This window comes from Paenibacillus lemnae (assembly GCF_012933385.1).
Taxonomy (GTDB): Bacteria; Bacillota; Bacilli; order Paenibacillales; family Paenibacillaceae; genus Paenibacillus_AQ; species Paenibacillus_AQ lemnae.
The window spans coordinates 18,815-45,403 of record NZ_JABBPN010000009.1 but is presented as its reverse complement, the minus strand read 5'-3'; the positions used below and the strand labels follow the sequence as shown (position 1 = coordinate 45,403).

At 50.2% G+C, this 26,589-nt stretch carries 26 protein-coding genes and 1 riboswitch; of the genes, 17 read left to right on the top strand and 9 right to left on the bottom strand.

The genetic code is table 11. From position 1 onward, the window contains the following. Nucleotides 1-14: 14 nt before the first annotated feature. From HII30_RS11300 to HII30_RS11280, 5 genes are all read right to left on the bottom strand, one after another. Nucleotides 15-806, bottom strand: coding sequence for a TatD family hydrolase (locus HII30_RS11300; protein ID WP_169505137.1), 792 nt, complete (start codon nt 804-806; stop codon nt 15-17). A gap of 15 nt (nt 807-821) precedes the next feature. Continuing rightward, nucleotides 822-1,643, bottom strand: a complete 822-nt coding sequence (locus HII30_RS11295; protein WP_169505136.1) for an ABC transporter ATP-binding protein — start codon at nt 1,641-1,643, stop codon at nt 822-824. Continuing rightward, nucleotides 1,640-2,410 carry an ABC transporter permease gene (locus HII30_RS11290; protein WP_169505135.1) on the bottom strand — a complete coding sequence of 257 codons (771 nt, stop codon included), beginning with the start codon at nt 2,408-2,410 and terminating at the stop codon, nt 1,640-1,642. Before HII30_RS11290 ends, HII30_RS11295 begins: the two co-directional genes overlap by 4 nt. Further along, on the bottom strand, nt 2,407-3,438 hold the full coding sequence (locus HII30_RS11285; protein WP_169505134.1) for an ABC transporter substrate-binding protein: 1,032 nt from the start codon (nt 3,436-3,438) through the stop codon (nt 2,407-2,409). Before HII30_RS11285 ends, HII30_RS11290 begins: the two co-directional genes overlap by 4 nt. A gap of 133 nt (nt 3,439-3,571) precedes the next feature. Then, nucleotides 3,572-3,684: riboswitch (TPP riboswitch) on the bottom strand. Nucleotides 3,685-3,773: 89 nt separating this feature from the next. Next, entirely contained in the window at nt 3,774-4,157 is a 384-nt protein-coding gene (locus tag HII30_RS11280; protein ID WP_169505133.1) for a VOC family protein, read from the bottom strand. Nucleotides 4,158-4,317: 160 nt separating this feature from the next. On the opposite strand from HII30_RS11280, the gene HII30_RS11275 reads away from it, so the two are divergent. The 3 genes from HII30_RS11275 to HII30_RS11265 all read left to right on the top strand — a co-directional run bounded on the left by HII30_RS11275 (nt 4,318) and on the right by HII30_RS11265 (nt 6,775). Continuing rightward, entirely contained in the window at nt 4,318-4,734 is a 417-nt protein-coding gene (locus tag HII30_RS11275) for a pyridoxamine 5'-phosphate oxidase family protein (protein WP_169505132.1), read from the top strand. Between the two features lie 201 nt (nt 4,735-4,935). After that, complete coding sequence (locus HII30_RS11270) at nt 4,936-5,979, top strand: EAL domain-containing protein (RefSeq protein ID WP_169505131.1); 1,044 nt, start codon at nt 4,936-4,938, stop codon at nt 5,977-5,979. A gap of 106 nt (nt 5,980-6,085) precedes the next feature. Beyond that, nucleotides 6,086-6,775, top strand: a complete 690-nt coding sequence (locus HII30_RS11265; RefSeq protein WP_169505130.1) for a copper homeostasis protein CutC — start codon at nt 6,086-6,088, stop codon at nt 6,773-6,775. 85 nt (nt 6,776-6,860) lie between these two features. Here the strand turns inward: HII30_RS11265 and HII30_RS11260 are convergent, their stop codons facing one another. The 3 genes from HII30_RS11260 to HII30_RS11250 all read right to left on the bottom strand — a co-directional run bounded on the left by HII30_RS11260 (nt 6,861) and on the right by HII30_RS11250 (nt 11,044). Then, nucleotides 6,861-9,182, bottom strand: a complete 2,322-nt coding sequence (locus tag HII30_RS11260) for a family 65 glycosyl hydrolase domain-containing protein (RefSeq protein WP_169505129.1) — start codon at nt 9,180-9,182, stop codon at nt 6,861-6,863. Nucleotides 9,183-9,253: 71 nt separating this feature from the next. Beyond that, nucleotides 9,254-9,925, bottom strand: coding sequence for a beta-phosphoglucomutase (gene pgmB, locus HII30_RS11255; RefSeq protein ID WP_169505128.1), 672 nt, complete (start codon nt 9,923-9,925; stop codon nt 9,254-9,256). 87 nt (nt 9,926-10,012) lie between these two features. Further along, a complete protein-coding gene (locus HII30_RS11250; RefSeq protein WP_169505127.1) occupies nt 10,013-11,044 on the bottom strand; it encodes a LacI family DNA-binding transcriptional regulator in 1,032 nt (343 codons plus the stop codon). Nucleotides 11,045-11,514: 470 nt separating this feature from the next. Here HII30_RS11250 and HII30_RS11245 point away from each other — a divergent pair, with 470 nt between their 5' ends. From HII30_RS11245 to HII30_RS11225, 5 genes are all read left to right on the top strand, one after another. Beyond that, nucleotides 11,515-13,236 (top strand): alpha-amylase family glycosyl hydrolase, encoded by a 1,722-nt coding sequence (locus HII30_RS11245; RefSeq protein WP_246246301.1) that lies wholly within the window; start codon nt 11,515-11,517, stop codon nt 13,234-13,236. A gap of 168 nt (nt 13,237-13,404) precedes the next feature. Next, entirely contained in the window at nt 13,405-13,875 is a 471-nt protein-coding gene (locus HII30_RS11240; protein WP_169505126.1) for a DinB family protein, read from the top strand. 157 nt (nt 13,876-14,032) lie between these two features. Then, nucleotides 14,033-16,186, top strand: a complete 2,154-nt coding sequence (locus tag HII30_RS11235) for an alpha-galactosidase (protein ID WP_211184550.1) — start codon at nt 14,033-14,035, stop codon at nt 16,184-16,186. 616 nt (nt 16,187-16,802) lie between these two features. Beyond that, a complete protein-coding gene (locus HII30_RS11230) occupies nt 16,803-17,954 on the top strand; it encodes a C39 family peptidase (RefSeq protein WP_169505125.1) in 1,152 nt (383 codons plus the stop codon). Nucleotides 17,955-18,061: 107 nt separating this feature from the next. Then, entirely contained in the window at nt 18,062-18,487 is a 426-nt protein-coding gene (locus HII30_RS11225) for a hypothetical protein (protein ID WP_169505124.1), read from the top strand. 131 nt (nt 18,488-18,618) lie between these two features. Here HII30_RS11225 and HII30_RS11220 read toward each other — a convergent pair whose 3' ends face one another. Continuing rightward, a complete protein-coding gene (locus HII30_RS11220; protein WP_169505123.1) occupies nt 18,619-20,367 on the bottom strand; it encodes an alpha-glycosidase in 1,749 nt (582 codons plus the stop codon). A gap of 279 nt (nt 20,368-20,646) precedes the next feature. Here HII30_RS11220 and HII30_RS11215 point away from each other — a divergent pair, with 279 nt between their 5' ends. The 9 genes from HII30_RS11215 to HII30_RS11175 all read left to right on the top strand — a co-directional run bounded on the left by HII30_RS11215 (nt 20,647) and on the right by HII30_RS11175 (nt 26,531). After that, nucleotides 20,647-21,018 carry a GntR family transcriptional regulator gene (locus HII30_RS11215; protein ID WP_169505122.1) on the top strand — a complete coding sequence of 124 codons (372 nt, stop codon included), beginning with the start codon at nt 20,647-20,649 and terminating at the stop codon, nt 21,016-21,018. Further along, nucleotides 21,012-21,905, top strand: coding sequence for an ABC transporter ATP-binding protein (locus HII30_RS11210; RefSeq protein ID WP_343045099.1), 894 nt, complete (start codon nt 21,012-21,014; stop codon nt 21,903-21,905). The genes HII30_RS11215 and HII30_RS11210 overlap by 7 nt, the downstream gene beginning before the upstream one ends. Continuing rightward, nucleotides 21,902-22,588 (top strand): hypothetical protein, encoded by a 687-nt coding sequence (locus HII30_RS11205; RefSeq protein ID WP_169505120.1) that lies wholly within the window; start codon nt 21,902-21,904, stop codon nt 22,586-22,588. The genes HII30_RS11210 and HII30_RS11205 overlap by 4 nt, the downstream gene beginning before the upstream one ends. A 214-nt stretch (nt 22,589-22,802) precedes the next feature. Then, a complete protein-coding gene (locus HII30_RS11200; protein ID WP_169505119.1) occupies nt 22,803-23,063 on the top strand; it encodes a metal-sensitive transcriptional regulator in 261 nt (86 codons plus the stop codon). 118 nt (nt 23,064-23,181) lie between these two features. Beyond that, a complete protein-coding gene (locus tag HII30_RS11195) occupies nt 23,182-23,415 on the top strand; it encodes a sulfurtransferase TusA family protein (protein ID WP_246246299.1) in 234 nt (77 codons plus the stop codon). 59 nt (nt 23,416-23,474) lie between these two features. Then, nucleotides 23,475-23,960 (top strand): DsrE/DsrF/DrsH-like family protein, encoded by a 486-nt coding sequence (locus HII30_RS11190; RefSeq protein ID WP_169505117.1) that lies wholly within the window; start codon nt 23,475-23,477, stop codon nt 23,958-23,960. Nucleotides 23,961-24,014: 54 nt separating this feature from the next. Next, nucleotides 24,015-24,590 carry a sulfurtransferase TusA family protein gene (locus HII30_RS11185; protein ID WP_169505116.1) on the top strand — a complete coding sequence of 192 codons (576 nt, stop codon included), beginning with the start codon at nt 24,015-24,017 and terminating at the stop codon, nt 24,588-24,590. Nucleotides 24,591-24,624: 34 nt separating this feature from the next. After that, nucleotides 24,625-25,746: an MBL fold metallo-hydrolase gene (locus HII30_RS11180; protein WP_169505115.1), complete on the top strand. Its 1,122-nt coding sequence runs from the start codon at nt 24,625-24,627 to the stop codon at nt 25,744-25,746. Then, on the top strand, nt 25,743-26,531 hold the full coding sequence (locus HII30_RS11175; RefSeq protein WP_169505241.1) for a TSUP family transporter: 789 nt from the start codon (nt 25,743-25,745) through the stop codon (nt 26,529-26,531). The genes HII30_RS11180 and HII30_RS11175 overlap by 4 nt, the downstream gene beginning before the upstream one ends. Nucleotides 26,532-26,589: the final 58 nt, after the last annotated feature.

Sequence of the window (26,589 nt, the reverse complement as noted above, 5' to 3'; positions counted from 1 at the left end):
ACAAGCTCGTACGTTCAATCCAGCCGGTAAAAGCGCCGGGCATTATCATATAGAATGCTGTGTGCCTTATCCGGATCCAGGCCGCGTATCCTGGCCCAGGCATGTGCCACATCGGATGTCATTCCGGGATGGGTGGTTCTGCCCTGAAAAGGACCCTCGAACGGCCAGGGGCCGTCTGTCTCAGTCATCACCTGCAGCATTGGATACTTGGCTGCCAGATCCATCATTTCTTCCTCGTACAGCAGATCCGGCGTGAACGAAATGTAGTAACCGCAATCGGCCATACGCTTCACGGTCTCGGGTGAACCCTTGAACCAGTGAAAATGTGCAGCACGCACGTCGTACTGCTCCAGCAGATCACAGGCAATGTCAGCGTCCTCATAGACGGCATGAAGAATAATCGGCTTGCCGTGCTTCGCTGCAAAGGATATAAAACGTTCCAGCAGTTTCTGGTACGGAAGGTTATCCCAGCTCTGGCCCTGGCTCTGGGCTTCCAGCCTGGAGTAATAGGGCAGGCCGACTTCGCCCACGGCAGCCATGATGTCCAGATGGGCCTCCATAAAAGCAAACAATGCTTCAACCTCTTCCTCGCCGGGAAGGGGTTGTTCAGGATGGAAGCCGAAGGCCGGTTTAACCCGGGAATCGAGCAGCGAGAGTGCCCGGTTCCGGCGGGAGGATTCCAGGTGCATGGAGACGGAAATCAGAGACTTCACGCCGCATGCCTCCAGCTCCTCAAGAATGCGGTGCTGTTCGGTTTCGGGATAAGTGTCCAGATGAATATGGGTATCAATGTAAGCAGAGCGCATAAGATAAACGCCTCCTCAGGATTTGCGCAGCTCATTCCGCATCCGGTCTGAGATCTCCTGCTTCAGCGCGAGAAATGCTGGCTGATGCAGCAGGGCTTCACTTCTTGGACGAGCAAATGGCACCTCAATCTTCTGTAAAATAGCTGCCGGCCGGTTTGACATTACATATACGACATCAGACAGCAGCAGCGCTTCTTCGATATGATGGGTGATCATGAGCACCGAACGGCGGTCCGCTTCCCACATGTCCAGCAGCCAGTGCTGCATGTCGGTTCTCGTGAGGGCGTCCAGTGCGCTGAACGGCTCATCCAGGCACATCACTTCCTGCGGGCTCATCAGGGTGCGCAAGAAAGCGGTCCGCTGCTGCATGCCACCTGAAAGTGTGTCAGGATAGGCATTCTCAAATCCGGACAGGCCGGCACGCTCCATCAGGATACGGGCCTCGTCACGTGCCTGTTCCTTCGGCATGCCGCTGAGCTCACGCGGCAGAAGCACATTATCCAGCGCAGTCCGCCACGGAAACAGCGCAGGCTGCTGCGGCATGTAGGCAATGCGGCCTTTCTGGCCGGTGACATCACTGCCATTCATACGGATAGCCCCTGCATCCGGCTTCAGGAGTCCGCCAATAATGTGAAACAGCGTACTCTTGCCGCTTCCGGAAGGACCGATGATGGAGGCGAATTGTCCGGGCTGAACAGTCAGGCTCAGACCATCAAGCACCTTAACCTCTGTTTTGCGGTCACGGAAAGATTTTGTGATGCCGTCCGCCTCCAGAGCGGAAGAAGGCATCGCTGCTGCCGCATCTATCGCACCAGGAATAGAGATATTTCTGCTCATCGTGACACCTCCCTTGATTTGGCGTTCCAGCGGATCAACCGCTTTTCAAGCAGTGTGATCAGCCCAACCATCAGCAGACTGAGCAGCACGACGATAACAATGGCGACAAAGACCCGGTCGGTCCGGTACGCGGATTTTTGCAGCATCATATAATAGCCGATGCCCCGGTCAGATCCGATCCACTCACCGATCACCGCGCCCATAACGGAATACGTTGCCGCGATTCTAAGGCCCGAAAAGAGAGAAGGAAGGGCATGAGGCAGCTCCAGCTTGGAGAACGTCTGCCATCTGCCGGCTCCTGCCATCTGCATGTAGTTCATCATGGTCCGGTCCGTCCGGGCCAGGCCGTCCATGGCAGCAACGGCTACCGGAAAGAAGCAGACCAGCGTGATGACAATAATCTTCGGAAGCATCCCGAATCCGAACCAGATCATGAGCAGCGGAGCCAGAGCAATGGTCGGCACGTTCTGGCTGACGACGAGCAGGGGATAAAGAGCAGTTTTCAGTCCAGGCAGCATATGAAGAATCAATGCAATGATAAATCCCACAGCAGTCCCGATGACAAACCCCGTCAGTGTCAGCCGCAGAGTGGCCAGTGTATGGCCCGGCAGCCCCTGAGCACCAGAAGCAGCTTCTCTTGCAATTCCTGCAGGAGAAGGCAGAATCCAGTCTTCGATGTGAAACATATAAACCGCGGCCTGCCAAGCCCCTAAAAAGAGAAGGACCGCCACAACGGGCGGCCACACATCCTTCCACCACATTCTCATGGCGTATTCGGCAAAAAGTCATTGGTAAAGGCTTGCTCCGACTCCAGTGGTTTGTCCAGCAGCTTGCGTTCGAACATCCACTCGGCATAATTGTTCCACACTTCAGCCTTCTGCTCTCCCCAGCGCGCCGCATCATCCTGATACTTCGGACTGAGCCATTTCTGGCTCGCCAGCACCAGCTCTTCATCCAGCTCAGGTACCGCTTTGGACAGCAGGGCCGCAGCTTCCTCAGGCTGGTTGATGGCATATTCATAGCCTTTGGCGGTAGCGCTCATGAATGCTTTGACGAGTTCGGGATCGTTCGCAATTTTATCTTCGTTCGTTACTAATACCGGGGTGTAATAATCCAGCGCCTCGGAGTAATCCTTTACATAGATCATGTCCAGAGGCTCTCCGCGAAGCTCGGCTTCCACACCTGTCCACGCATAATAGATCCATGCAAAATCAATATCCCGTTTAACTGCTGTGAAGTAGTCCGCATCCCCCATGTTGATCATCTTGACCTTGCTCACGTCAGCTCCATCGATATCCATGATCGATTTCATGACGGCCTCCTCAACCGGAGAGCCCCAGCCGCCATACGACTTGCCTTCAAAATCAGACGCTTTCTTGATATTCCGGTCGACGGGAGCGGCGAAACCGGAGGTATTATGCTGAATGACAGCAGCGATGGATACAAGCGGTACTCCCTGCGTGCGTGCCAGCGTAACGCCTTCCTGGTAGCTGATGCCGAAATCAGCCTGACCGGAAGCAACCATAGCATCTGTACCACCCGCCCCTGGCTGAACAATCTCGACGTTCAGGCCTTCTTCCTTGTAGTAGCCGAGATCCCGGGCAGCATAAAGTCCTGTATGATTCGTGTTGGCCGTCCAATCCAGCATGACTTTCACATTTTTTACCTGGGCGGGAGCATTTCCGCTTTCTTCCCCGCCGGACTCTTCAGCCGGTGCCTTGGTCCCGTTACCGCAGCCAGCGGCAAACAGCAGGACACTTCCCAGAAGCAGGGACAGCAAGTTTTTCGTTCTCATGATCTATTCTCTCCTTTGGTCAATCCACTTCACGCTAAACATTCACTGATGCAAATAACGTACAGGGTGCACAAAAAAAGCGTCCCCTCAAGGGACGCATCGCGGCAAAAACAGTTCAATAGCCGGCGGATTCCACCGGTCACTGCAAGTTTCCTACGCTGGCATTACCCAGATCAGGTTTAAGGGTCAGTGTCTTGAAGGGACACAATCTCAGCCGGCCGATTCCCAGCTCCCCGTATTTAGTATGAAGTTAGATCGCATTGTTGTATCACGTGTAATTATAGACCTTATCCTCAGGACTTGTCCAGCCGCCCACTAAGCACAGGCATATTGAATCACCGCTGGAAAAACTCAATCCACTCGCCTTCAGGACCATGTATGAAAAAATAACGATGGCCGTTGGGCAGTGTCACAATCTCATCATCGACATGCGGAATATCCAAACTTTGAATGCGCTCATATTCCTGCTCAATATCATCCGTGCTTACCGCAAAATGATGCACCCGTCCTTCAGCCGGCAGATGATCGTTATAGCCCTGAATCAATTCGACCTCTGTCTCATCGCTGCCGTTAAAGCCGAGGAAAGCCAGCTGAATGACCCCGTTGGTGTGGGTAAGTTTTCCTTTAAGCTCAAGCCCTACTACCAACGTATAAAAATTAATGGTTTGATCCAGGTCCCGTACCATAATGCCGACATGGTCCAGCCGTTTTTGTGCCATCTATAACCAGCCTCCTTTGTGATTAAAAATAGGTAGCCACATCATATCACTTCATCCCTAGCTGTCAAGTCGGGATAAGGCATCATAAATCGAGGTTCAGATTTCGTGAAACGGGTACACTATACATACAATGTCTTGTTAAGGAAAGGGGCAAAAAATCATGGACCGTACACAGCTGGAACAAAAAATCGCAGAAGCATTGAAGGATAATAAATTTTGCTCATTTGCGACCGTAGAAGGAAATAAACCGAAAGTGAGATATATGGCGCTTTTTAATGATGGTGTGCATCTTCATTTGGCCACAGACCGCAAAACCCACAAGGTAGAGGAACTCGAGAGCAACCCAAATGTGTATGTGCTTGCCGGATTTGAAGAGGGCGGTACAAAGGAACTGCTGGAGATTGAAGGGCGCGCGAGTGTTACGAAGAACGACAGCCTGCGCCGTGATTTATGGAATGATGATTTTAAAAAATGGTTCAACGGACCGGATGATCCGGATTATGTCATCCTGGATATTGAATCCGTGCGCATCGAATATACTCCGCCAGGCGGCGATCGTCAGGTATGGGAAAAGTAAACGAAATTCGACAATAAAGACCCCTTTGCGGGTCTTTTTTTGTCGTAGGGAGAAATATTCCAGTTAAATCTTTACATTCACTTGGGCAATTAGTATGATGATGAAGTACATAATTAATTCTTAAGACCTAATATGGAAGTAAGGAATTCCAATGTTCATGCCGATAACAAGTATATAGACGACCTGCTGAGGAGGAAGAACATGCAATGCGATAATTGCACTACACTAGAACCGATAGAAGATCAGGGATATGTTTATATACGTCCGGGATATGCTGAAGTTCATCAGCTGTTTCTCGATCATGGTCTGTCTGTTCAGGAGACCTCAGAGGGATGTACGGTTGCTTATGAGGTGCTGGAAGAGATGCTCACCTTGATCAAGCTGTTGAAAGATATTTCTCCTGGAATTCGGGAAGAGCTGTCATTCAGCGTGACAGGGCGGGAAACGTCACTTTCCAGAAGAAAGTGGCTGCCTCTGAAGCAGCTGGAAGAGCAGCTGAAGCATCTGGATGTCGTCAATATTATTATGGAACAGCAGTTCACCAGCTTTATGCAGCCGATCGTAGACAGCAGACAGAACATTGTGGCTTACGAGTTTCTGCTTCGTCCCAGGGAAGACAGCGCTCCTTTTCAGCCATACCAGCTGTTTGAAACCGCCCGCACGACCGGACTTCACTCTTTTCTGGACCGCTCAGCCCGGATCTCGGCAATCGAGACCAGCGCATTGTGGCTTCCAAGAGGCATCAAGCGGTTCGTGAACTTTTTGCCGTCCTCCATCTATAATCCTGAATATTGCCTAAGTCATACCTTTAATACTATTAACAGGCTGTCCCTGGATCCTTCGGATTTTGTCTTTGAGGTTGTCGAGACGGAACGTGTGGATAACGTAAACCATCTGCAGTCGATCTTCGAGGTATACCGCAGAAACGGAATCGCCGTAGCAATGGACGACGTAGGTGCAGGCTACTCGACACTGGAGCAGATGGTGCGATTGAAGCCGGATTACGTCAAAATTGACCGCAGTTTGATTGATCGCTGTGACCAGAACGTAGAGCAGCAGCAGCAGCTGGCGATCATCGCCAATACCGCGCGCGAGTTTGGCGCCAATGTGCTCGCTGAAGGCATCGAACGTCAGGAAGAATTCGAGTTCTGCCGGCAAATCGGCATAGACCTTGCCCAGGGCTACCTGTTCGGGAAACCTGCCGCCCGCCCGCCGATGGACTATCAGAATACGCTTGTCGTCTAATCAAAGGAAGCCACGTATGGCCTTCGTCCTGTATACTATGGGACGAAGGCCATTTGTCTGTACGTATGAAGTTTTCGATATTGACTTACATTGGAGGGTGAGATTGATGCTGCTTGAAATTATAGCAACCACCTTGGATGACGCTGTGACCGCAGAACAACACGGTGCCGACCGGCTGGAATTGATAACTGCAATGAATGAGGGAGGATTAACGCCCAGCATCGGACTGATCGAACAGGTCGTGAAGGCCGTACAAATCCCGGTGCATGTCATGGTCCGGCCTCACAGCCGGTCGTTTGTATACAGCGAACGAGACAAGGCGGTGATGGCTGCGGACATTCAGGCCATTAGGGAGGCCGGCGCTGCCGGTGTCGTATTCGGTATGCTGACGCCTGAAGGAAACATTGATGAAGCACTTTTGGAGCAGATGCTGAAGGGGAGCGGAGATATGCAGGTGACGTTTCACCGGGCCTTTGACAAGCTTGGCGACCAGGCCCAGGGACTGCAGCTTCTGATGAAGTACAAACCGGTAACACGAGTGCTGACATCCGGCGGTCCCGGCTCGGCACTGCACAATATCCCTCAAATCCGCAAGCTGGTCGAAATGGCCAAGGCGTCCGGTACACTTGATATATTGGCAGGAAGCGGCTTAAATAGGCAGGCCATCCAAGATTTTGTGCGCCAAACCGGTGTGAACGAAGTTCATTTCGGCTCTGCGGTTCGGTATGAGCATTCTGGCATGATGCCGATTGATCCGGCAGAGCTGCGCTTGCTCGCTGACAGCCTTCACCGATAATTATGGGGGAGAGCTGCCCGCAATAAGAAATAAGGCCGGAGACGGGAGCTCGTAAACAGCCCCTATCTTCGACCTTGTTTTTGTTTTAGCTGGTTACTTCCACCGAGCGGGAGGCTCTGACTTCTCCCATGCCCTCGATGCTGTATTCCTGGCCGCCGACATTCAGGACAGCCGGGATATCGGTTTCATTCAGAATGACAACCTCTTGGTCCGTCACCTTCACATTGAAGCGCGCTCCGCGGAACATTACCTTGAAGGAGAAGGAGCTCCAGTGTCCCGGAATGAACGGATTCAGATGCAGTGCGCCATCCTTTACCTTCAAGCCGCCGAACCCGTGAACCACTGACATCCAGGTGCCAGCCATACTTGTTGTGTGGCAGCCGTCTTCCGTGTCATTGTTGTAGTTGTCGAGATCCAGACGTGCTGTCCGCAGGTACATTTCATAAGCCTTTTCCTGATATCCCAGCTCACAGGCAAGAATGGAATGCACACAAGGGGACAGGGAGGACTCATGGACGGTGAACGGCTCGTAGAAATCAAAGTTACGTTTTTTCGTCTCCAGGTCGTAGCGGTCTCCCAGGAAGAACAAACCTTGCAGTACGTCAGCCTGCTTGATGTATACCGAGCGGAGGATGCGGTCCCACGACCATTTCTGATTCAGCGGCAGATGGGACGGATCCAGATCCTTGACCGGTAACAGCTCTTTATCCAGGAAGCCGTCCTGCTGCAGGAAAATACCGCGCTCTGCGTCTTCCGGATAGTACATTTTCGAGATAATGTCCTGCCATTTGGCTGTCTCTTCATCCTTCAGCTTCAGCTTGGATACCAGCTCTGCATAACGCTCCGGCTGATTCTGCTCCAGCTCTTTCAGGACTTCCAGCGTGTATTCCATGGTCCAGGACGCGATCCGATTGGTGTACCAGTTGTTATTGACATTGTTTTCGTATTCATTAGGACCGGTTACACCCAGCATGACATATTTATCTTTGGATGCAGCATAGTTGACGCGCTGCTCCCAGAAACGGGAAATTTCTGCGAGTACCTCCAGGCCGTACTGGGCCAGGTAGGAGGTGTCTCCTGTATAATTTACATAGTTATAAATCGCATAGGCGATGGCGCCGTTCCGGTGAATTTCCTCAAAGGTGATTTCCCATTCATTATGGCACTCTTCTCCGTTCATCGTTACCATCGGATACAGTGCGCCTTTGGTGAAGCCGAGCTTTTTCGCATTTTCCTTTGCTTTCTCCAGATGCTTGTAGCGGTAGATCAGGAGATTGCGCGAAATGCTTGCATCAGCAGTGCTGAGGTAGAACGGCAGGCAGTAGGCTTCGGTATCCCAGTAGGTGCTGCCGCCGTATTTCTCGCCGGTGAAGCCTTTGGGTCCGATGTTCAGGCGGTCATCCTCACCGCTGTAGGTCTGGTTCAACTGGAAAATATTAAACCGGATCGCCTGCTGTGCAGCGACGTCTCCCTCGATGACAATATCGCTTTCCTTCCATTTGTCGCCCCATGCTGCCTTCTGCTCACGCTCCAGCTCTCCGAATCCGGCCTGAACCGCTTGATCCAGTACCTCACGGGCTTTATCGACGAGCTGACCGAGACCATGATCACGGGAAGTGACATTAGCCACGTATTTAAAGATCGTAATTTCTTCGCCTTCGCCTGCCTGCACGTGAACCACGTTACCAACATATTTTTCCTTCTCGATCTGTTCTGCACCCAGTTCCAGCTTCTCGCCGTTCTTGGAAACTTCATAGGTCATCACGGAGGTGACATGGAAGTCGAGTTTTTTGGTTTTTACGGTCAGGGCTGCATTTCCTTTACCCGCTTCCTTGAACACTTCCAGCCAGAATTTCTCATCATAGTTGGAATCCTTGTTCTTCACATCTCCATCGAGGTAAGGGGTCAGCGTGATGGTACCCGTGAAATTCATTGGAGTGATGCTGTAACGGATAGCGCCAATCTCATGACGCACGATGCTGACAAAGCGGACCGATGTCACTTTCAGCTCCCGGCCGTCTTCCAGAACGGCGGTAAAGCTGCGGGACAGGACGCCTTCCTTCATATTCAGCTCACGGACAAAATCTTTAACTATGCATTGGGACAGATCCAGCGGCGTGCCGTCGATGTCAACATCGATTCCGATCCAGTTGGTGCTGTTCAGCACTTTGGCAAAATATTCAGGGTATCCGTTCTTCCACCAGCCGACACGGGTTTTGTCAGGATAATAAACACCCGCCATATAGCTGCCCTGCAGCGAAGTTCCGCTGTACTGCTCTTCGAAATTGGCGCGCTGACCCATATAGCCGTTACCGATACTAAAAATGCTTTCTGAAATTTCATGCGAATGGGAATCAAAACCTTCCTCAATGATCGACCATTCATCAAGTTTAAGATACTGCTTCACAATTACCGGCTCCTTTATTTTCAAAATGAAAAATAATAAGTACAACGTCTTGCGACGGTATTACAGTGGCGTCAAATGCGGGAAGCATCTGTCTCCAAATCACGAAGCTGTGCAAGGTGGAAATCGGCAAGGGAAGGCACGACGATATTGGCCTGCCCCAGCTGTGCGGGCGATCCGATCCCGATACTCCGCATGCCGGCCCGCATCGCTGCCTCAACGCCAGCCTCAGCATCCTCGAACACAACCGCTTCTGCAGGCGTAACCCCAAGCTCACGTGCCCCCATCAGGAATACCTCGGGATCGGGCTTGGCGTTGACGGTCTTGGTGCCATCGATGATGACATCGAAGAAGGGGGTGAGTCCGGTGTTGTCCAGAATCATCATGGCATTTTTGCTGGCAGATCCTAGTGCGATCTTGATGCCGTTCTGTCTTAATTCCTGCAGCAGCTTCAGAGCTCCAGGCAAAATTTCAGTGTGATCCATGGCGGAAATGTACTCCACATACCAGGCGTTCTTTTTTGCAGCCATCTCCAGCTTTTCAGCTTCAGCAGGCGTCAATCCGCCAATCTCCAGCAGGATATCCAGTGAAGCCATCCGGCTGACGCCTTTCAGACGCTCATTGTCAGCTTCCGTAAAAGTGAAGCCGAGTTCTTCAGCCAGGCGGCGCCAGGCGATAAAATGGTATTTGGCAGTGTCAACGAGAACACCGTCGAGATCAAACAGACAGGCTTTAATTTGAGACATTACAATTTCCTCCTCAAATGATTATTTTTAAGTGCAAACGTTTGTACAAATATTAAAAAATAAAGGAAGCACGGTAAAGTGCTTCGATTATTTGGAGTTGGAGTACATCGATGATTCACGAATCATCAGGCGATGCGGGATGATGTACCGGTTCGGCAGGACCGTCTTGTCATCATGACGGATGCTCTGGATTAAGGCTTGCGAAGCCGTATAGCCCAGGTTGTAGATACCAATATCCACACTGCTCAGCGGCGGAGTGGAGAGCTCGGTCAGCGAGATATTGTTAAAGCTGATAATCGAGACATCCTCCGGAACCTTGTATCCCAGTTCATGAAGACCGCGCAGGACGCCGAATGAAACGATGTCATCTACGATGACAAGGGCTGTCGGACGTTCCGGAAGATTCATGAAGAAGGACATCGCTCGGTATCCGCTGTCCTGAAGAAACTCGCCTTCCACAATCCAGTCCTTGCGTACTTCCAGGCCAGCATCACCCAGCGCCTTGTAATAACCTTTAAGGCGGTCCTGCGAAACGACCAGATTAGGCGGTCCGCTGACAAAGCCGATTCGTTCATGGCCCTGGGATATCATATGCTTCGTCGCATCGTAAGCGGCCTGAATGTTGTCCGTATCCACGGAGAGCAGATCGGGATAGCTGTCACTTCGACCTACCAGTACAAACGGATAATCATGACCCTTCAGAAATTCGACAACAGGGTCGTTCTGCCGGGAATACAGCAGGATGGCACCGTCCACCCGCCGGCCATGTAATAGCCGGGATACCGCCTCCACTTCTTCCTTTTCATTTCCGCCCGAGCTGATCAGTACATCGTATCCGGCCCGGTTCGCCTGAGCGACAATGCCTCGAATGAGTTCCATAAAAAACAGATTCAGAAACAATTCTTCAGCAGGCTTCGGGAGAATGACGCAGATGCTCTCCGTCGTTTTTGAAACCAGGCTTTTTGCCATAATGTTCGGATGGTATCCGAGTTCTTCCATGATCTCCTTGACCTTGCGGGAGGTTTCACGGCTGATTCTGGGATGGTTGGATAGTACACGAGATACGGTGGAAGGAGATACGCCCGCCTTCTTAGCTACATCTTTGATTGTTACAGACATGAGAACCTCCTCCAGTGGAACCGTTTGCGTTTATTTGTTTGGACATTTTCATAAAAAATACTGTGTAGGATATGTGATTTGTTAAACGGTTTCACACTGTTATCTTAACGTTAATCCGTATTCTTGTAAATACGTATCCGGTCTCAAAAAAACATCCTGCGAAAGACCATCAAAAACACAGGAAAGCGGTGAAAATCAAAGAATAAACCGGAATAGTTAACAATTATATAACGTTGATACTTCAGATTATTGTGCAAACGGTTTAACAAAATCATGATCTGATATATAATAATTCATAACCGTAAGCGTATACAATGTGTTTTTAAAACGGTGTAAAGCGCAGTTTGGGGGCGAATTGACGTGTGAATGGGTTGATAGAAACTATAATCATACAATCGTTTGCACGCTGGAGATGACGACAAGAACACATCGCATGAAAGCACGATCATTAAAACCGGAGGAAAAAAATAATGAGCAAACTAGGAGCACGTAGAAGGAAGTATAGAAAGATTCTGGGCATCACGGCTTTGCTGACAGGCATGCTGCTGGCGGGATGCACCTCAGGTACTAACACGCCCGGGGAGGGCGATAACCCGGAGGGTGCGGGTGAGGCGCTACCGGCTGCCGAGGAACAGCAAGTAAAGCCCGCAGACAAGGAAACCCCGCAGGCGGCATCGGTTGAAGTGGATGAGCAGCCGTCGAACGTATTTTATGAGATTTTTGTAAGATCTTTTTATGATTCGAATGGTGATGGTATCGGGGATTTGAACGGCATCATTGAAAAGCTGGATTATTTGAATGACGGAGACCCGAATACGACCGAGGATCTCGGGATCACGGGTATCTGGCTGATGCCGATTAATCCGTCGCCATCCTATCACGGCTATGACGTGACCGATTACCGGAGCATTCATCCGGATTACGGGACGATGGATGACTTTAAACGCTTAATGGAAGAAGCGGACAAACGCGGTATTCAGGTCATCATGGATCTAGTGGTCAATCATAGCAGTGTCCAGCATCCCTGGTTTGAGGAATCGGCTTCAGATACCCAGTCAGACAAGAGGGACTGGTATGTCTGGGCGGAGGATCAAGGCAAGGCGCCGTCAGGCTCCAGTGCAGCCGGAAGCGGCAGCCCTTGGCATCTGAAGAATGGAGCCCATTATATGGGGGCATTCTGGGATGGCATGCCGGATCTGAACTTTGACAACGAAGAGGTTCAGCAGGAGATGAAGGATATCGGCAAATTCTGGCTGGAGCAGGGGGCTGACGGCTTCCGGCTGGATGCGGCCAAGCATATTTTTGAAGATTTGGCCTCTGACAAGTCCGAAGAGACGCTGGCCAAGAACGTAGCCTGGTGGCAGGAGTTCCGGACCAGCATGAATGAAGTGAATCCGGATGCCTATATTGTAGGGGAAGTATGGGAGAATGCGGCCAGCTCCATTTCGCCGTACCTGGATAAAGCCTTTGATTCCGGATTTAACTTCGGCCTGGCGGAGAAGATCATTAGTGCTGTGCAGAATGAACGTGATAATAACCTTGCCTTTACTCTGGAACGTACTTACGGGTTATTCAGCAAAGTGTCCGGCGGCGAATTTACTGATGCTGTATTTCTGACGAACCATGATCAGAACCGGGTTTTTACCCAGCTGAACAGAAACGTGGATCAGGCCAAGATGGCTGCAGGCATTCTGCTTACAATGCCAGGCAATCCGTTTATCTACTACGGGGAAGAGATTGGCATGCAGGGCTCAAAGCCGGATGAGCAGATCCGTGAACCCATGATCTGGTCGAACACAGGAAGCGATAAGGGGCAGACCACCTGGGAGCCGCTGAAATACAACGAAGGGGACCGTACGCAGGGAGTAGAACAGCAGTTGAATGATGACCAATCGCTGCTTGCCAGGTACCGGACGCTCATCCAGTGGCGCAATGAAATGCCGGCACTCCGGGATGGCGCCATCGGCCAGTACACATCCGGTCACGAACAGGTCATGGCCTACACCCGGATGACGAGCGAGAAGCAGGCCCTTGTCGTGCATAACTTATCGGACACCGAGGTGGTTATCACCCTAACTGAGGACAGTGGGGGGCATGTATTTACAAGCATGGCCCATGCCACCGCAGATGGAGCTGTGCTGAACGGCGCTGAATTGGCGCTGCCGCCTTATACCACGGCTATCCTGGAATAACTGAAATTACACGATAGCAACAAACTATTTTGGCTGCGAAAAAGCCTGGCTCTGTAGGATTTGAGAGTCGGGCTCTTTTTTTGCCTTGGTAAATAAAGAACATATGTTCTATAATGATAAGACACGGTTTATGATCCATATGACAAATATTAGATTGGAGAATCATTCTTGAATACATACTGCACCAATGCTCTGCATCAAATTGAAGTGGCCGTTATGTCGCTGATTGCTGTTATGGATAAACTGGAAGAGTCGGATCTGGAGATAAGACCGACTCAAGGCAAGTACTCTGCAGGTGAACTGCTGCGCCATATCGCGGTGATCTGCCGTGCAGACGTTCTCATCTCGATGGAAGCCTCTGAAAAGGAAATGAGCCGGTATTACGAAAGTGTAGAGATGAACAATCTGAAGGAGATCCAGGCTGAACTGCTGGGTAATTACTCCTCACTCGTTCAGCTGTATCATGACATGACAGAAGAAGACCTTCATGCCAAAAAGACCTCATACTGGGGTGTTGTGTACTCCCGCTATGAATGGCTGCTCCAAATATCCTCCCATCTGTACCATCACCGCGGGCAGCTTCATGCGATGCTGGTTCACTGCGGTCAGAAGGACCCGGCTGTCCCGCTGTTTGAATGATGACGAAAAAAGACACATAAGTCCATATAGAAGATCACTTAATGCCCGTTACTCCTCCTGGATTACATAGTAGAATGTAGACGAGCAGTACCATCTCATTCAGGAGGATTTCTTATGCCTATTTTCTATCTATGATAATCATCAAGATTTATATCATTTGCAGTCTAAAAACTCCAGCTATATCATCCAGTTGGTCCGCGGTTATGCGGCTCATGTATATTATGGTCCGAAGCTTCGCCACAATGGCAATCTGAGCGGGATGCTGAAGCTTCAGGAACGTGCATCGTTTTCACCCAATCCTGTGAATGAAGACAGATCCATCTCGCTGGATTCGCTTCCCCAGGAATATCCGCAGTACGGTACGAGCGATTACCGCAGTCCGGCATATCAGGTCAAGCTGGAGAACGGAACCCGGATCACCGAGCTTGTCTATCAATCGCACCGCATCTATGCCGGCAAACCGGAGCTTCCGGGACTTCCGGCTGTATATGTAGAGCAGGATCATGAAGCGGAGACGCTTGAGCTTGAGCTGCTCGATGAGGTGACAGGCCTGACGGCTGTGCTGAGCTATTCTGTGTTCTCAGATTTTAGCGCTATCACGCGTTCTGTGAAGTTCGTGAACGGAGGCAAAGAGACGGTGGAGCTGGAGCGGGCGCTGAGTGCCTCACTGGATTTTGCTGACAGCCGCTATGATGCGCTGTATTTATCCGGAGCCTGGGCACGCGAACGGCATGTGCAGCGAAGAAGACTGGCTCCGGGCGTAACCGGGATCAGCAGCCGCAGAGGCTCCAGCTCGCATCAGCAGAATCCGTTCATCGCGCTGCTGCGCCCCGAGACGACAGAGCAGCAGGGTGAAGTGTTTGGCTTCAGCCTGGTGTACAGCGGAAACTTTACGGCAGAGGCAGAAGTGGAGCAGTTCGGCACGACCCGGCTGCAAATCGGGCTGAATCCGTTCGATTTCTCCTGGCAGCTGCAGCCTGGAGAGGAGTTTCAGACTCCGGAAGCGGTCATGGTGTACTCGGATGAGGGACTGGGCGGCATGTCCAGAGAATATCACCGTCTGTACCGGACGCGTCTGTGCCGGGGTACTCACCGTGACCAGGAGCGCCCAATTCTGGTGAACAATTGGGAAGCGACGTATTTTGACTTTAATGCAGATAAGATTGAATCCATTGCCAAGGCTGGCAGTGAGCTTGGTATCGAGCTGTTCGTGCTTGACGACGGCTGGTTTGGACGCCGTGACAGCGATAACAACTCGCTGGGAGACTGGTTTGAAGACCGTCGCAAGCTTCCGGGCGGCCTGAAGGATCTGGCAGAGCGTGTCAATGCGGCCGGCATCCAGTTCGGGCTGTGGTTTGAACCGGAAATGGTGTCCCCGGACAGCGAGCTGTACCGCAGTCATCCTGACTGGTGCCTGCATGTACCGAACCGCCGCCGTACGGAGGGCCGCCAGCAGCTGGTCCTCGATATGTCGAGGGAGGATGTACGGGCATATCTGTATGAGCGCCTGAGCGACATATTCAGAACTGTGCCGATCACGTACGTCAAATGGGATATGAACCGCAACATGACGGAGATCGGCTCTGCGGCGGCTCCATCCTATCGCCAGAGAGAGACCGCCCATCGTTATATGCTCGGTTTGTATGAGCTGTTGGAGAAGATTACGCAGGAGTTCCCGGATATTTTGTTTGAGAGCTGTTCCGGCGGCGGCGGCCGTTTTGATCCAGGAATGCTGTACTATATGCCTCAAACCTGGACAAGCGACAATACCGATGCGGTGGAACGCCTCAAGATCCAATACGGCACAAGCCTCGTATATCCGGTATCTACCATGGGTGCCCATGTGTCAGCCGTACCGAACCATCAGGTGGAGCGGACGACGTCGCTTGAATTCCGGGGCGATGTCGCCATGTCCGGTAATTTCGGCTATGAGCTGGATCTGACGCAGTGGTCAGAGACGGAGCGGGAGATTGCTGCCAAGCAGATCAAGGACTACAAAGAGATCCGCGGCTTGGTGCAGCAGGGTGAGCTGTATCGTCTGCTCAGTCCTTTTGAGGGCAATGAGACCTCCTGGATGTTCGTCAGTGATGACCGGGAAGAAGCGCTGTTGTTCTATTTCAAAGTGCTGGCTGAACCGAATGCTCCGCTGCGCAATGTGAAGCTGGAAGGTCTGGATCTGGAGAAGGATTACCTCCTGACCACCAGCGGTGAAATCTTCGGCGGAGACCGCCTGATGGCGGCAGGTCTGCCGGTATCTTCACTGAGCGGCGATTTCTCCAGCATGTGGGTGCAGCTGAAGGCTGTGAAGTAGCTGCGTTATGTAGACAGGGGTCTGATGTTGATCAGGCCCCTGATTTGACGGAAAATAACGGGCCGTTTTCAACAGTGAAGTGTTGATAGAGTTATAAAAAGTGATGAAGGCAGAGATCCTTTCATCACTTTTTTTTGTGCTGGAAGGGAGGTCGCCGGGGGATCTTACGGACTGTGGTTCCGTTAGTTATACCAAGTTACTAAGTATACGGTTGAGTGAATGCAGGATTGTTCGTTTCTACTAGGGCGTGTCTTCAAACTGAAGATGTAGTTGGAAAAGAATAAGGACTTGCTGTCCGCAGACCAAAAAACTCCAGGGCGGTCGGATTTATGATTCTAATAGAATTCCTGTTTACACAGCAAGCTACATCGGTCATTCCACAAGCTGGCTTGTACCTTTGCGGCTTTTTTATCCTTGGCATCTAGCTTAGTTTGGCTTGCTTAGGTTTGAAGACACGCCCTAGTATATTCAATTTTTTTAAAAAACATCCATAACCTTTAGTGTTTTATGGTGTTTATATAGATATACACCATGAATGGAAATATAGGGTATTTAAATTATCTATCTCATGTGCTTACATGAAAGGGGGCTGATTCGAAGAATTAAGCGATGCTCTATGTGTTTTCAAGTACACACGCCAATTATAATAAGATACGGAGGAATTAGACTTGAAAAAAATTGCGAGATTTACATTTTTAGCAGTTTTAACGTTACCCTAGTTGTACCCAGTGCGTTTGCAGCGAATTCTACAGCGGTTAGCAAAGATATTTTAAAAATTGCAGACCAAAAAATTGAAGAGCGTTTACAGCTAGGGCACACGGAATTTGAAGGAGTTACCGTCGAAAAAATTATTGGAATGAAAGATGAATATGAAGAACTTACAAAATCTCTTGTGGTATTACAAAGGGAAAGTGGCGTAGCAGGATATTTTATCATAGATAATAACTCGGGACTCCTTATAGAATTTGCTATGGGAGATGTCTATCCAGGCCAAGGCGAGGATGAAACCAACCTTTATTACTTAGGCCCACTTTTTTACGCAAACAAAGTTGATAGCAATACATTCGAAGAATTAAGTACCGATCAAACCTTTGAAGCTGATTCATTGCAGGAGATACAAGTTAACAGGTCGAATGCAACAGATATATTGGATAAAGCTTCTCCAAGTGAAGCCGAATCGTTGAATAGTGATATTGGAATCAATTCAATCATTAACTATCAATACGATTTTATTAATGGAGTGCCTGATTATCAACAAGATGATAATACGAGTATGCTTAACGACTGTGTTCCAACGGCTGGCGCCAGTGTAATTATGTACTGGCGCAATAAAGGTTATACTAACTTATCATCTAGTGGTTTATGGAGAAATATTGCAGATCGTCTAGGTGTAATAATGGATCACAATGATCTATACGGAGTATTTAATAATAGAATTGCTTCAGGGATGAACTCATATACCTCTGAAAAAGGCTACTCGAACTTCACTACAACATGGGCATCGCCAACTTTTAGTAACATGGTATCCGAAGTAAATGCTAAGACTCCTGGATTTTTACGTTTGGAAAACTACGGATATACTCCTGAAGGTTCAGATGGAGGTCATTTAGTGACTTTAGTTGGTTATGAGACATACACAGATACCAGTAACTGGTCGAACCCTCAATATGCAATTGTGCATGACAATTGGTCAAGCACGGGGGTTAATGTTTACCTTTTGTTGGGGCAGTATGGCTCAGTTACTCACTTGTGGAAATTCAAGAATTAAAGGAACTGTATTTAAGTTAAACGCTGGTCTTCCCAGCGTTTTTTCTTATTAAACAAGATGAAACAATTCAAATGGAAATTTCGTTTAGAGATTAAGGGGGGGGTATGATGAATAAATATTTATTTTATATCGTAATATGCGCTTCATTGTTAGTCTTGATTCTAAGCGGCTGTCAAACCTCTAATCAGTCCGACATGGCAGGAGTAAGCAAGGAGTCAAAGGAACTAGAGGCCTTCTATCCTAGCAACATTACACAGGTTGATTCTATTGAAATAATGAGTGGGGATAACGGCACAAAAAAAATAACTACAGATCAAGCACTCATTCAGGAATGGATCGAAAAGGTGCGCCACTTGAAAATCGTACTTGATCCAGACCGGGAAGATACAACAGGGGTTTTGTTCCATGTCACTTTGTTTGAGCAAGGGAGAGGCATGTTGTATATGACTCCTACCGATATAGATCATCAACGGATGGAGCCGCACTCGGAATTAGCAGACCGAATGACAGAGCTTTACGATTCTATAAAATAAAATAATACCAATACAGTCATGCGGATTGCAGACTTTTCTTTCGGCATTGGCCATCAGCAGAGCAGCAAAAAAAATGGCGGTGCCAGGACTGATCCCTGGCACCGCCATTATTTGTAGCAGCCTTGAGTATATTACTCTCCAGCTTTTAATATCACAAACCCGTAAGCAGGCAGCTTCACGCTGAGACGGCCTTTCGGGGCTTCCACGGCTTCGCCGGTCCACAGGTTGGTCCACTTCGCCTCATCCACATGAACGCTCAACGTCTGGCCCATCTTGTCATTGTTGACCAGAATGACGATGGATCCCTGCTCGTCCTCGCGGCGGTATGCCAGCTTGCCGCCGTTGTTCTCGGCGGTCAGGAAGTGGAAGGAGCCGGTGCGCAGTGCGGAATGGTCTTTACGCAGCTGAATCAAGGTTTGGTAGAACGTAAACAAATCCTTGTCCTGCTTGGCAGTATCCCATTCCATACAAGCGCGGCAGCCCGGATCATGCCCGCCGTCCATGCCGATCTCATCACCATAATAGATACAAGGTGCACCGGAATAGGTGAACTGGAACATGGCAGCCAGCTTCATCAGGCGCTTGTCACCACCTGCGAGTGTCAGCAGGCGAGCCGTATCGTGGCTGTCCAGCAGGTTAAAGGCAACTTCGCTCGCCTGACGAGGGTAACCGGCCAGCTGTTTGCCAAGCATGAACGAGAATTTCTCGGCGTCCACCGAGCGGTTAATGAAGAAATCCAGGACCGCGTTGGTGAACGGATAGTTCATGACAGCGTCGAACTGGTCTCCTTCCAGCCAGATGGAGGACTCGTGCCATACCTCGCCAAGAATATACGCATCCGGCTTCGCGTTCTTCACAACCTTGCGGAAATCACGCCAGAATTGGTGGCCGACCTCGTTCGCTACATCCAGACGCCAGCCGTCGATGCCGGTCTCTTTGATCCAGTATTCAGCCGATTTAAGCAGATATTCTCTAACCTCTGGGTTCTCGGTGTTCAGCTTCGGCATAAGCGGTTCGAATGCGAACGTATCGTATGTCGGGATGCCATCCACAACCTCCAGCGGGAGAGAGCGGATATAGAACCAGTCTTTATAACGGGAATTCTCGCCGTTCTTCTGCACATCCACAAACGGAGCAAATGTACGCCCGGAGTGGTTGAATACCGCATCCAGCAGCACACGGATACCGCGTTCGTGGCACAGGTCTACAAGCTTCTTAAGGGTGTCCTTATCTCCGAACTGTGGGTCGATCATCATATAATCTTCGGTATCGTATTTATGGTTGGTTGTTGCTGTGAACAGCGGTGTAAAGTAGATTGCGTTTACACCAAGCTCGCTCAGATGATCAAGATGGTCGATGACGCCCTGAAGGTCACCGCCGAAGAAGTTGTCCCGCTCCGGTGGAGCGCTGCCCCAAGGAAGCGCGCCCTGCGGATCGTTTGAAGGGTCGCCGTTTGCGAACCGTTCCGGGAAGATCTGGTAGAACACCGCATCCTTCACCCAGTCCGGCGTGTGGAACACATTTTCCGGATTAATGAAAGGATATTCAAACAGGCGGTCCGGGTTCGCAGGCGGCTCGGTATAAAATCCATACTCTGTCATCCAGCGCTTCTCGCGGCCCTGCTGCAGCAGGAAGCCGTATTTCAGCCTGCGGTATGGCGGCTGGGTTTCACATGCCCAGTAATCAAACAGCTCATCGCTCGACAGCTTCTCCATCGGTATGTATTCCATGGTGTCATCCCATAGATACTTGTCGCCAGCAAGTGCGAACACTTCAGTCATATCATCTTTTTTGGTACGGATTCTGAGGTGGATGGTCTTTCCGTCATAAGCATAAGACCAGTTTTTACGCGGACGGTGGTAAACGGCTTCCAGAAACATAGAAAAGTCCTCCTTCAGGATAAATAAAATTGGAAAACCTAAAAAAAGGTACAGCCAGGACTAAGTATAGCCGAGGTTGTACCTTTTTAAGATAACATTGCCTTTAAATTATGTTTTGGGTTCTGCATGTTTTTGTACTACAAAAATATAACACGGCTTTTAACAGCGCACAAGTAGGAAGGACATTTGAACATTTTTATAAAAAGGGGTTTACAAAATACTCCATTGGTCATATAGTTAATTACATGAGTAATGAACCAGTTAAGAGGAGGTGTCACCATGGCCACGCTGATGGACGATGGCAGACCTATATTTATACAAATTGCGGAACGGATTGAAGATGACATCATTCAGGGAGGCCTGGCGGAGGAAGAGCAGGTGCTCTCGACGAATCAGGTCGCAGCCTTTTACAGTATTAATCCGGCGACGGCAGCCAAGGGTGTGAATCTGCTGGTGGATGAAGGAATTTTGTATAAGAAAAGAGGGATCGGGATGTTCGTAGCAGAGGGTGCGCGAGGCAAGCTGGTGGAGAAGCGGAAGGAACAGTTCTATGAGCAGTATATCGTGACGATGGTCAAGGAAGCAGAGAAGCTGGGCATCACGGGTGACCAGTTGACAGAAATGATTCGGAGAGGGGCGGAACAATCATGAGTATCGTGGAAGTTCGTAATCTGACCAAAACGTATGACAATATCCATGCTGTGCAGGATGTCAGCTTTAGTCTGGAGGAAGGCAAAATTTACGGCCTGCTGGGGCGTAATGGTGCGGGGAAGACGACGATTATGCATATCATTACCGCACAGCTGTTTCAAAGCAGTGGTGATTTGCTGGTGTTCGGCCAGCGGCCTTATGAGAATGAGGCGGTCCTCTCACAGGTGTGCTTTATCAAGGAGAGCCAAAAGTATCCGGATGTGTTCAAAATCAGAGATGTGCTGGAATCAGCCAGCAACCTGTTCCCCAACTGGGATAACGAATACGCACTGTCTCTGGTGGAGGATTTCCGGCTTCCGATGAACCGCTGGATGAAAAAGCTGTCCCGGGGCATGCTGTCCGCTGTCGGCGTTATTATCGGGCTTGCGAGCCGTGCGCCTCTGACATTTTTCGATGAACCTTACCTGGGCCTGGATGCTGCAACACGCACATTGTTTTATGACCGGCTGCGGGAAGATTACAGCGAGCACCCCCGTACGATTGTGCTGTCTACCCACCTGATCGACGAGGTCAGCCCGCTTCTGGAGCATGTGCTGCTCATTGACGGCGGGAAGCTGGTTCTGAATGAAGATGCAGATACCCTCCGCGGTATGGCTTATACCGTAAGCGGAGCAGCGAAGGAAGTTGCGGCATTTACCGAAGGCAAAGATGTGCTGGAACGCCAGTCCATGGGAGGCTTGTCTGCGGTAACCGTATTATCTCCAAACGGAGCCATGGAGCGCCGTGAAGCAGCGGAGCTGGGACTTGAGCTGTCTGCGGTTCCGCTGCAGCAGCTGATGGTCCGGCTGACCGATCCTCAATATATGAACAAGGCGGTGATCTCATGACCCGGGTACATGGTGTAGTTAAAATTCATCTTAAAGATAAATGGACATGGATCTATATTCCTTGGATGATCCTGCTGAGCAGCTTCTCGATCAACTTCTTGATCGCAGCCTTGGCAGCTCCGGAAGCGGGTGTCAAAACCGGCGGCGTGCTGTCGATCTTTATCTATATGATGGTAACAGGCATTATTACGATGTATAACACGTTCCCCTTTGCGCTGGGGATGAGTGTGCGAAGAACAGATTATTTCAAAGGGACCTTTCTGGCAGCACTGCTGATCAATGCCCTTACTACCGTCGTGCTGCTTGCACTCTTCCTTATTGAAGAGAAGGTAATTCCGGAGTGGGGGGTATCGCTGCAGTTTTTCAGCCTCGCCTTTTTGAGAAGCTTTAATCTTTTGGAGCTGTTCGGGATTTTCTTCTTACTGCTGCTTAACATGTTTTATGCGGGCTTTGCGATTTCCTGTCTGCAGCGCAGGTTTGGCCGGACCGGCATGTTCGTCTTCTTCGGCGGTCTGCTGGCCGCAGGCTCCATTGCATCTTATTTCCTCACAGCTAACAACGGATGGATGACCCTGTTTGGCTGGCTCGCTGAGCATTATGATCTCCTGTTCTGGTGGTCGCTGCCGCTGACACTGCTCTATATGGTGCTTTCTTATCTCATGATGCGCCGCACCACGGTGTAATCAGACCAAGCAGGTATACTTTCAAAAAAAGATTAGCCGCTGGCTGCTTCCTTCGCGATAGTGATTCACGGAGGGAGCAGCTTTTTTGCTTGGACGTAGGTGATGGTGCAGCCGTCCTCAGATTGACAGGATACCCTAACAGGTATATATTGTGGTCATCAGGACATGCTGAAAGCAGCGGAATGAACGTACCTGAACAGGAGGCTGAACAGATATGGAGTACAACGATCAAATGAAAAATCGGGTGAAACGCATCGAAGGCCAGCTGCGGGGAATCCTCAAAATGATGGAGGAGAACAAAGACTGCAAGGAAGTGATTACCCAGCTGTCAGCGGCGAGAACGGCGATTGACCGCACGATCGGTGTGGTGGTGAGTTCTAATCTAGTAGAATGCGTACGAGAAGCCGAAGAGCGTGGTGAGAGCACGGAAGAGCTGGTACAGCAGGCTGTGAACCTTTTGGTAAAAAGCAGATAAGAGGAAAGGGTTGACTTCCTTTGCTCTGACCTTTATTATACCCCTATGGGTATATGATACAGCGGGCTGGACGGACCATGATCCAACCTCCCGACACACAATCACTTAGGAGGAATACATGATGGAGCAAGCTCATGGAAAGCTGGACGCGAAAGGACTGGCATGTCCAATGCCAATCGTCAAGACAAAGAAAGCCATGAAGGACATGGAACAAGGACAGATTTTGGAGATTCAGGTGACGGATCAGGGAGCCTTGGGTGACATGACGGCATGGGCGAAATCCGGCGGGCATGAACTGATGAAGCATACGGAGGAGAATGGAGTGCTGACCTTCTGGATCCGCAAGGGTTAATTTTTTTGAACTTAAATATACCCCGTGGGGTACTTAAGAAAAGTGAGGAGTGATAAATAATGAGTCAGGTTAAAAAGACAACGATCATCCTGTTCAGCGGTGATTATGATAAGGCTATGGCTGCCTATATTATCGCCAATGGAGCAGCAGCTTATGACCATGAGGTCACGATTTTTCATACCTTCTGGGGCCTCAATGCCCTGCGAAAGGATGAGCAGGTTGAGCCGCCTCGCAAAAAAGGGTTTATGGAGCGGATGTTTGCCCGAATGATGCCGCGGGGGGCGGATAAAATGGGACTATCCAAAATGAATTTTGCAGGAATGGGTCCCAAGATGATTAAAGATGTTATTCGCAAGCATAATGCGGTTCCGCTGCCACAGCTCATCGAGATGGCACAGGAACAGGATGTGAAGCTCGTAGCCTGCACGATGACGATGGATCTGCTTGGCCTGCAGAAGGAAGAGCTGCTGGAAGGCATTGAATATGCCGGTGTAGCCGCCTATCTGGGAGATGCCCAGGATGGAAACGTCAATTTGTTTATCTAAAATTTTTTATCAATTTATATACCCTATGGGGTACATTAAGGGGAGGGTTTTATAATGGAAAAACTGACATTTGATATGAAACTGGACGCGAAAGGGCTGGCCTGCCCGATGCCGATCGTACGCACCAAGAAAGTAATGAAGGAATTAAAAGCAGGACAAGTGCTGGAGGTCGAGGCGACCGACCCTGGTTCTACAGCAGATATGAAAGCCTGGGCGGAAGGCATCGGGCATCAGTATCTCGGTACACTTCAGGAGCAGGGTGTGCTGAAGCACTATCTCCGGAAGGCTTCTGAAGAAGAGAGCGCAGAACGATCCTTTGCCGCCGTTTGTGATCATTCGGAGCTGGAGCAGCGCCTGAAATCCGGGGAGCCTATGGTGATTGTGGACGTGAGGGAGCCGGCGGAATTTGCATTTGGTCATATTCCAGGAGCCGTTTCAATGCCGCTGGGAGAGTTGGAGATCCGTTTGAGCGAGCTTGATCCTCAGCAGCCAACGTACGTGATCTGCCGCAGCGGTCTTCGCAGTGATCTGGCTGCACAGGCTCTATCGAATGCAGGATTCCAGCAAGTCATCAATGTGGTGCCAGGCATGAAGGATTGGAACGGAGTGACAGAGGACATTAAAGCATAAACCAATAAAACCAATACGAGAGGAGATCATAATCATGTCAATCCGAGCTATAAGTGTTCATGAAGTCGCACAAAAACTCATTCGCAAAGAACCTATGTTTATTCTGGATGTACGAAATACCGACCAATTTCAGGATTGGAAGATCGAAGGTGCTGGAATACAGCATCTGAATGTACCCTATTTTGACCTGTTAGACGGTGTAGAGGAGATATTAGAACAGCTCCCGCCTGAGGAAATTGTGGTGGTATGCGCCAAAGAGGGATCTTCAATCATGGTTGCGGAATTATTGTCAGAACAGGGACGCAGAGCAGCGTATATGGAGGGCGGAATGAAAGCCTGGAGCGAGCATCTGGTGCCCCTTAAGGTCGGGGATCTGAGGCATGGCGGTGAGCTGTACCAGTTTGTACGCCTGGGCAAAGGCTGCCTGTCCTACATGGCGGTATCCGGCGGCGAAGCCGTTGTGGTGGATGCCACACGGATGATACATGTGTATACCGATTTTGCCCGGAACTTGAACGTCAACATTACCCATGTAGTCGATACCCATCTGCATGCAGACCATATTTCAGGCGGACGTGCTATTGCACAAGAAACGGGTGCCGAATACTGGCTGCCAGCCGAGGATGCGCAGGACGTGGCCTTCGCTTATGAGAAACTTGGCCATGGAACAGAGATCAAGCTTGGGAGTGGAGAGGTTTCCATAAAAGCATTATACTCCCCGGGGCATACGATCGGCTCCACATCACTTGTGATAGACGACCAGTACCTGTTCAGCGGAGATATTCTGTTTATCGACTCCATCGGCCGTCCGGATCTCGCAGGTGAGGCAGGCAGCTGGGCGATGGATCTGCGGGAAACGCTTTATAAACGTTATCGCGATTTAGCAGAGCAGCTGATCGTCCTGCCTTCCCATTTCATGATCATGGATGAACTCAATGAGGACGGCACTGTGGCCAAGAAGCTGGGTGAGCTGTTCCTTGAAAATCATGGATTGAACCTGGAAAAGGAAGCCTTTGTCACCATGGTTAGTCAGAATCTTCCGCCACAGCCGAATGCGTATCAGGACATCCGTAACACCAATATGGGAAAAATGTCTCCAGACCACGAAGCCCAGCGGGAGATGGAGATCGGCCCTAACCGCTGTGCGGTGAGATAGACGTGGGTATCTATGAAGTGATCATCCTGTTCCTGATCGGCTTTGCCGGTTCCTTCCTTTCCGGCATGATGGGTGTCGGCGGGGCGATCATTTTATATCCTCTGGTGCTGTATGTGCCGCCACTTCTGGGTGCTGCTGCTTTCACGCCGCATGAGGTCTCAGGAATTACAGCCGTACAGGTCCTGTTCGCGACACTTGGCGGAATCTGGGCATATCGCAAGAGCGGATACCTGAACAAGAGGCTGATTGTGGTGATGGGCGCTGCGATTCTGACGGGCAGCCTGATCGGCGGTTTCGGCTCCCGGTTTCTGGACGGAGAAGGGATCAATATGATGTACGGCGGCTTGGCCGTGATGGCTGCTATTATGATGCTCATTCCGGTGAAAGGGAACAGCGGTTTGGCAGAAGACGTAAAGGAAGTGAAGTTTAACGCCGGACTGGCGGCGCTGTTAGCCCTGTTGGTCGGCGCGGCCTCAGGCATTGTGGGCGCAGGCGGGTCATTTCTGCTCATTCCGATCCTGCTTGTTGTGCTGAAGCTTCCGTTCCGCATAGTCATCGCATCCTCGATGGCCATTACCTTTATCTCTTCTTTGGGTGTGACCGGAGGCAAACTGGCAGCGGGTCAGGTAGTTTTGCTGCCTGCCCTGGTTATGGTGGCTGCGGCTCTAATAGCTTCGCCTCTTGGCGTAAAGGTCGGTCAACGGATGAGAACCTCCGTCCTGAAATGGATGCTGGCCGTGATGATATTTGCTGTTGCCGTCAAGATGGGACTGGAATTATTGTGATCCTCAGAAATTGGGTAAGATACAGGTGAAGCTGTAGATAGCGAGGAGGAAAATAATA

What these genes read in the sequence shown, in the direction of transcription:
- HII30_RS11300 (WP_169505137.1), bottom strand. Translation starts at nt 806, where the DNA reads ATGCGCTCTGCTTACATTGATACCCATATTCATCTGGACACTTATCCC.
- HII30_RS11295 (WP_169505136.1), bottom strand. Translation starts at nt 1,643, where the DNA reads ATGAGCAGAAATATCTCTATTCCTGGTGCGATAGATGCGGCAGCAGCG.
- HII30_RS11290 (WP_169505135.1), bottom strand. Translation starts at nt 2,410, where the DNA reads ATGAGAATGTGGTGGAAGGATGTGTGGCCGCCCGTTGTGGCGGTCCTT.
- HII30_RS11285 (WP_169505134.1), bottom strand. Translation starts at nt 3,438, where the DNA reads ATGAGAACGAAAAACTTGCTGTCCCTGCTTCTGGGAAGTGTCCTGCTG.
- HII30_RS11280 (WP_169505133.1), bottom strand. Translation starts at nt 4,157, where the DNA reads ATGGCACAAAAACGGCTGGACCATGTCGGCATTATGGTACGGGACCTG.
- HII30_RS11275 (WP_169505132.1), top strand. Translation starts at nt 4,318, where the DNA reads ATGGACCGTACACAGCTGGAACAAAAAATCGCAGAAGCATTGAAGGAT.
- HII30_RS11270 (WP_169505131.1), top strand. Translation starts at nt 4,936, where the DNA reads ATGCAATGCGATAATTGCACTACACTAGAACCGATAGAAGATCAGGGA.
- HII30_RS11265 (WP_169505130.1), top strand. Translation starts at nt 6,086, where the DNA reads ATGCTGCTTGAAATTATAGCAACCACCTTGGATGACGCTGTGACCGCA.
- pgmB (WP_169505128.1), bottom strand. Translation starts at nt 9,925, where the DNA reads ATGTCTCAAATTAAAGCCTGTCTGTTTGATCTCGACGGTGTTCTCGTT.
- HII30_RS11250 (WP_169505127.1), bottom strand. Translation starts at nt 11,044, where the DNA reads ATGTCTGTAACAATCAAAGATGTAGCTAAGAAGGCGGGCGTATCTCCT.
- HII30_RS11245 (WP_246246301.1), top strand. Translation starts at nt 11,515, where the DNA reads ATGAGCAAACTAGGAGCACGTAGAAGGAAGTATAGAAAGATTCTGGGC.
- HII30_RS11230 (WP_169505125.1), top strand. Translation starts at nt 16,803, where the DNA reads ATGTGTTTTCAAGTACACACGCCAATTATAATAAGATACGGAGGAATT.
- HII30_RS11225 (WP_169505124.1), top strand. Translation starts at nt 18,062, where the DNA reads ATGAATAAATATTTATTTTATATCGTAATATGCGCTTCATTGTTAGTC.
- HII30_RS11220 (WP_169505123.1), bottom strand. Translation starts at nt 20,367, where the DNA reads ATGTTTCTGGAAGCCGTTTACCACCGTCCGCGTAAAAACTGGTCTTAT.
- HII30_RS11215 (WP_169505122.1), top strand. Translation starts at nt 20,647, where the DNA reads ATGGCCACGCTGATGGACGATGGCAGACCTATATTTATACAAATTGCG.
- HII30_RS11205 (WP_169505120.1), top strand. Translation starts at nt 21,902, where the DNA reads ATGACCCGGGTACATGGTGTAGTTAAAATTCATCTTAAAGATAAATGG.
- HII30_RS11200 (WP_169505119.1), top strand. Translation starts at nt 22,803, where the DNA reads ATGGAGTACAACGATCAAATGAAAAATCGGGTGAAACGCATCGAAGGC.
- HII30_RS11195 (WP_246246299.1), top strand. Translation starts at nt 23,182, where the DNA reads ATGATGGAGCAAGCTCATGGAAAGCTGGACGCGAAAGGACTGGCATGT.
- HII30_RS11190 (WP_169505117.1), top strand. Translation starts at nt 23,475, where the DNA reads ATGAGTCAGGTTAAAAAGACAACGATCATCCTGTTCAGCGGTGATTAT.
- HII30_RS11185 (WP_169505116.1), top strand. Translation starts at nt 24,015, where the DNA reads ATGGAAAAACTGACATTTGATATGAAACTGGACGCGAAAGGGCTGGCC.
- HII30_RS11180 (WP_169505115.1), top strand. Translation starts at nt 24,625, where the DNA reads ATGTCAATCCGAGCTATAAGTGTTCATGAAGTCGCACAAAAACTCATT.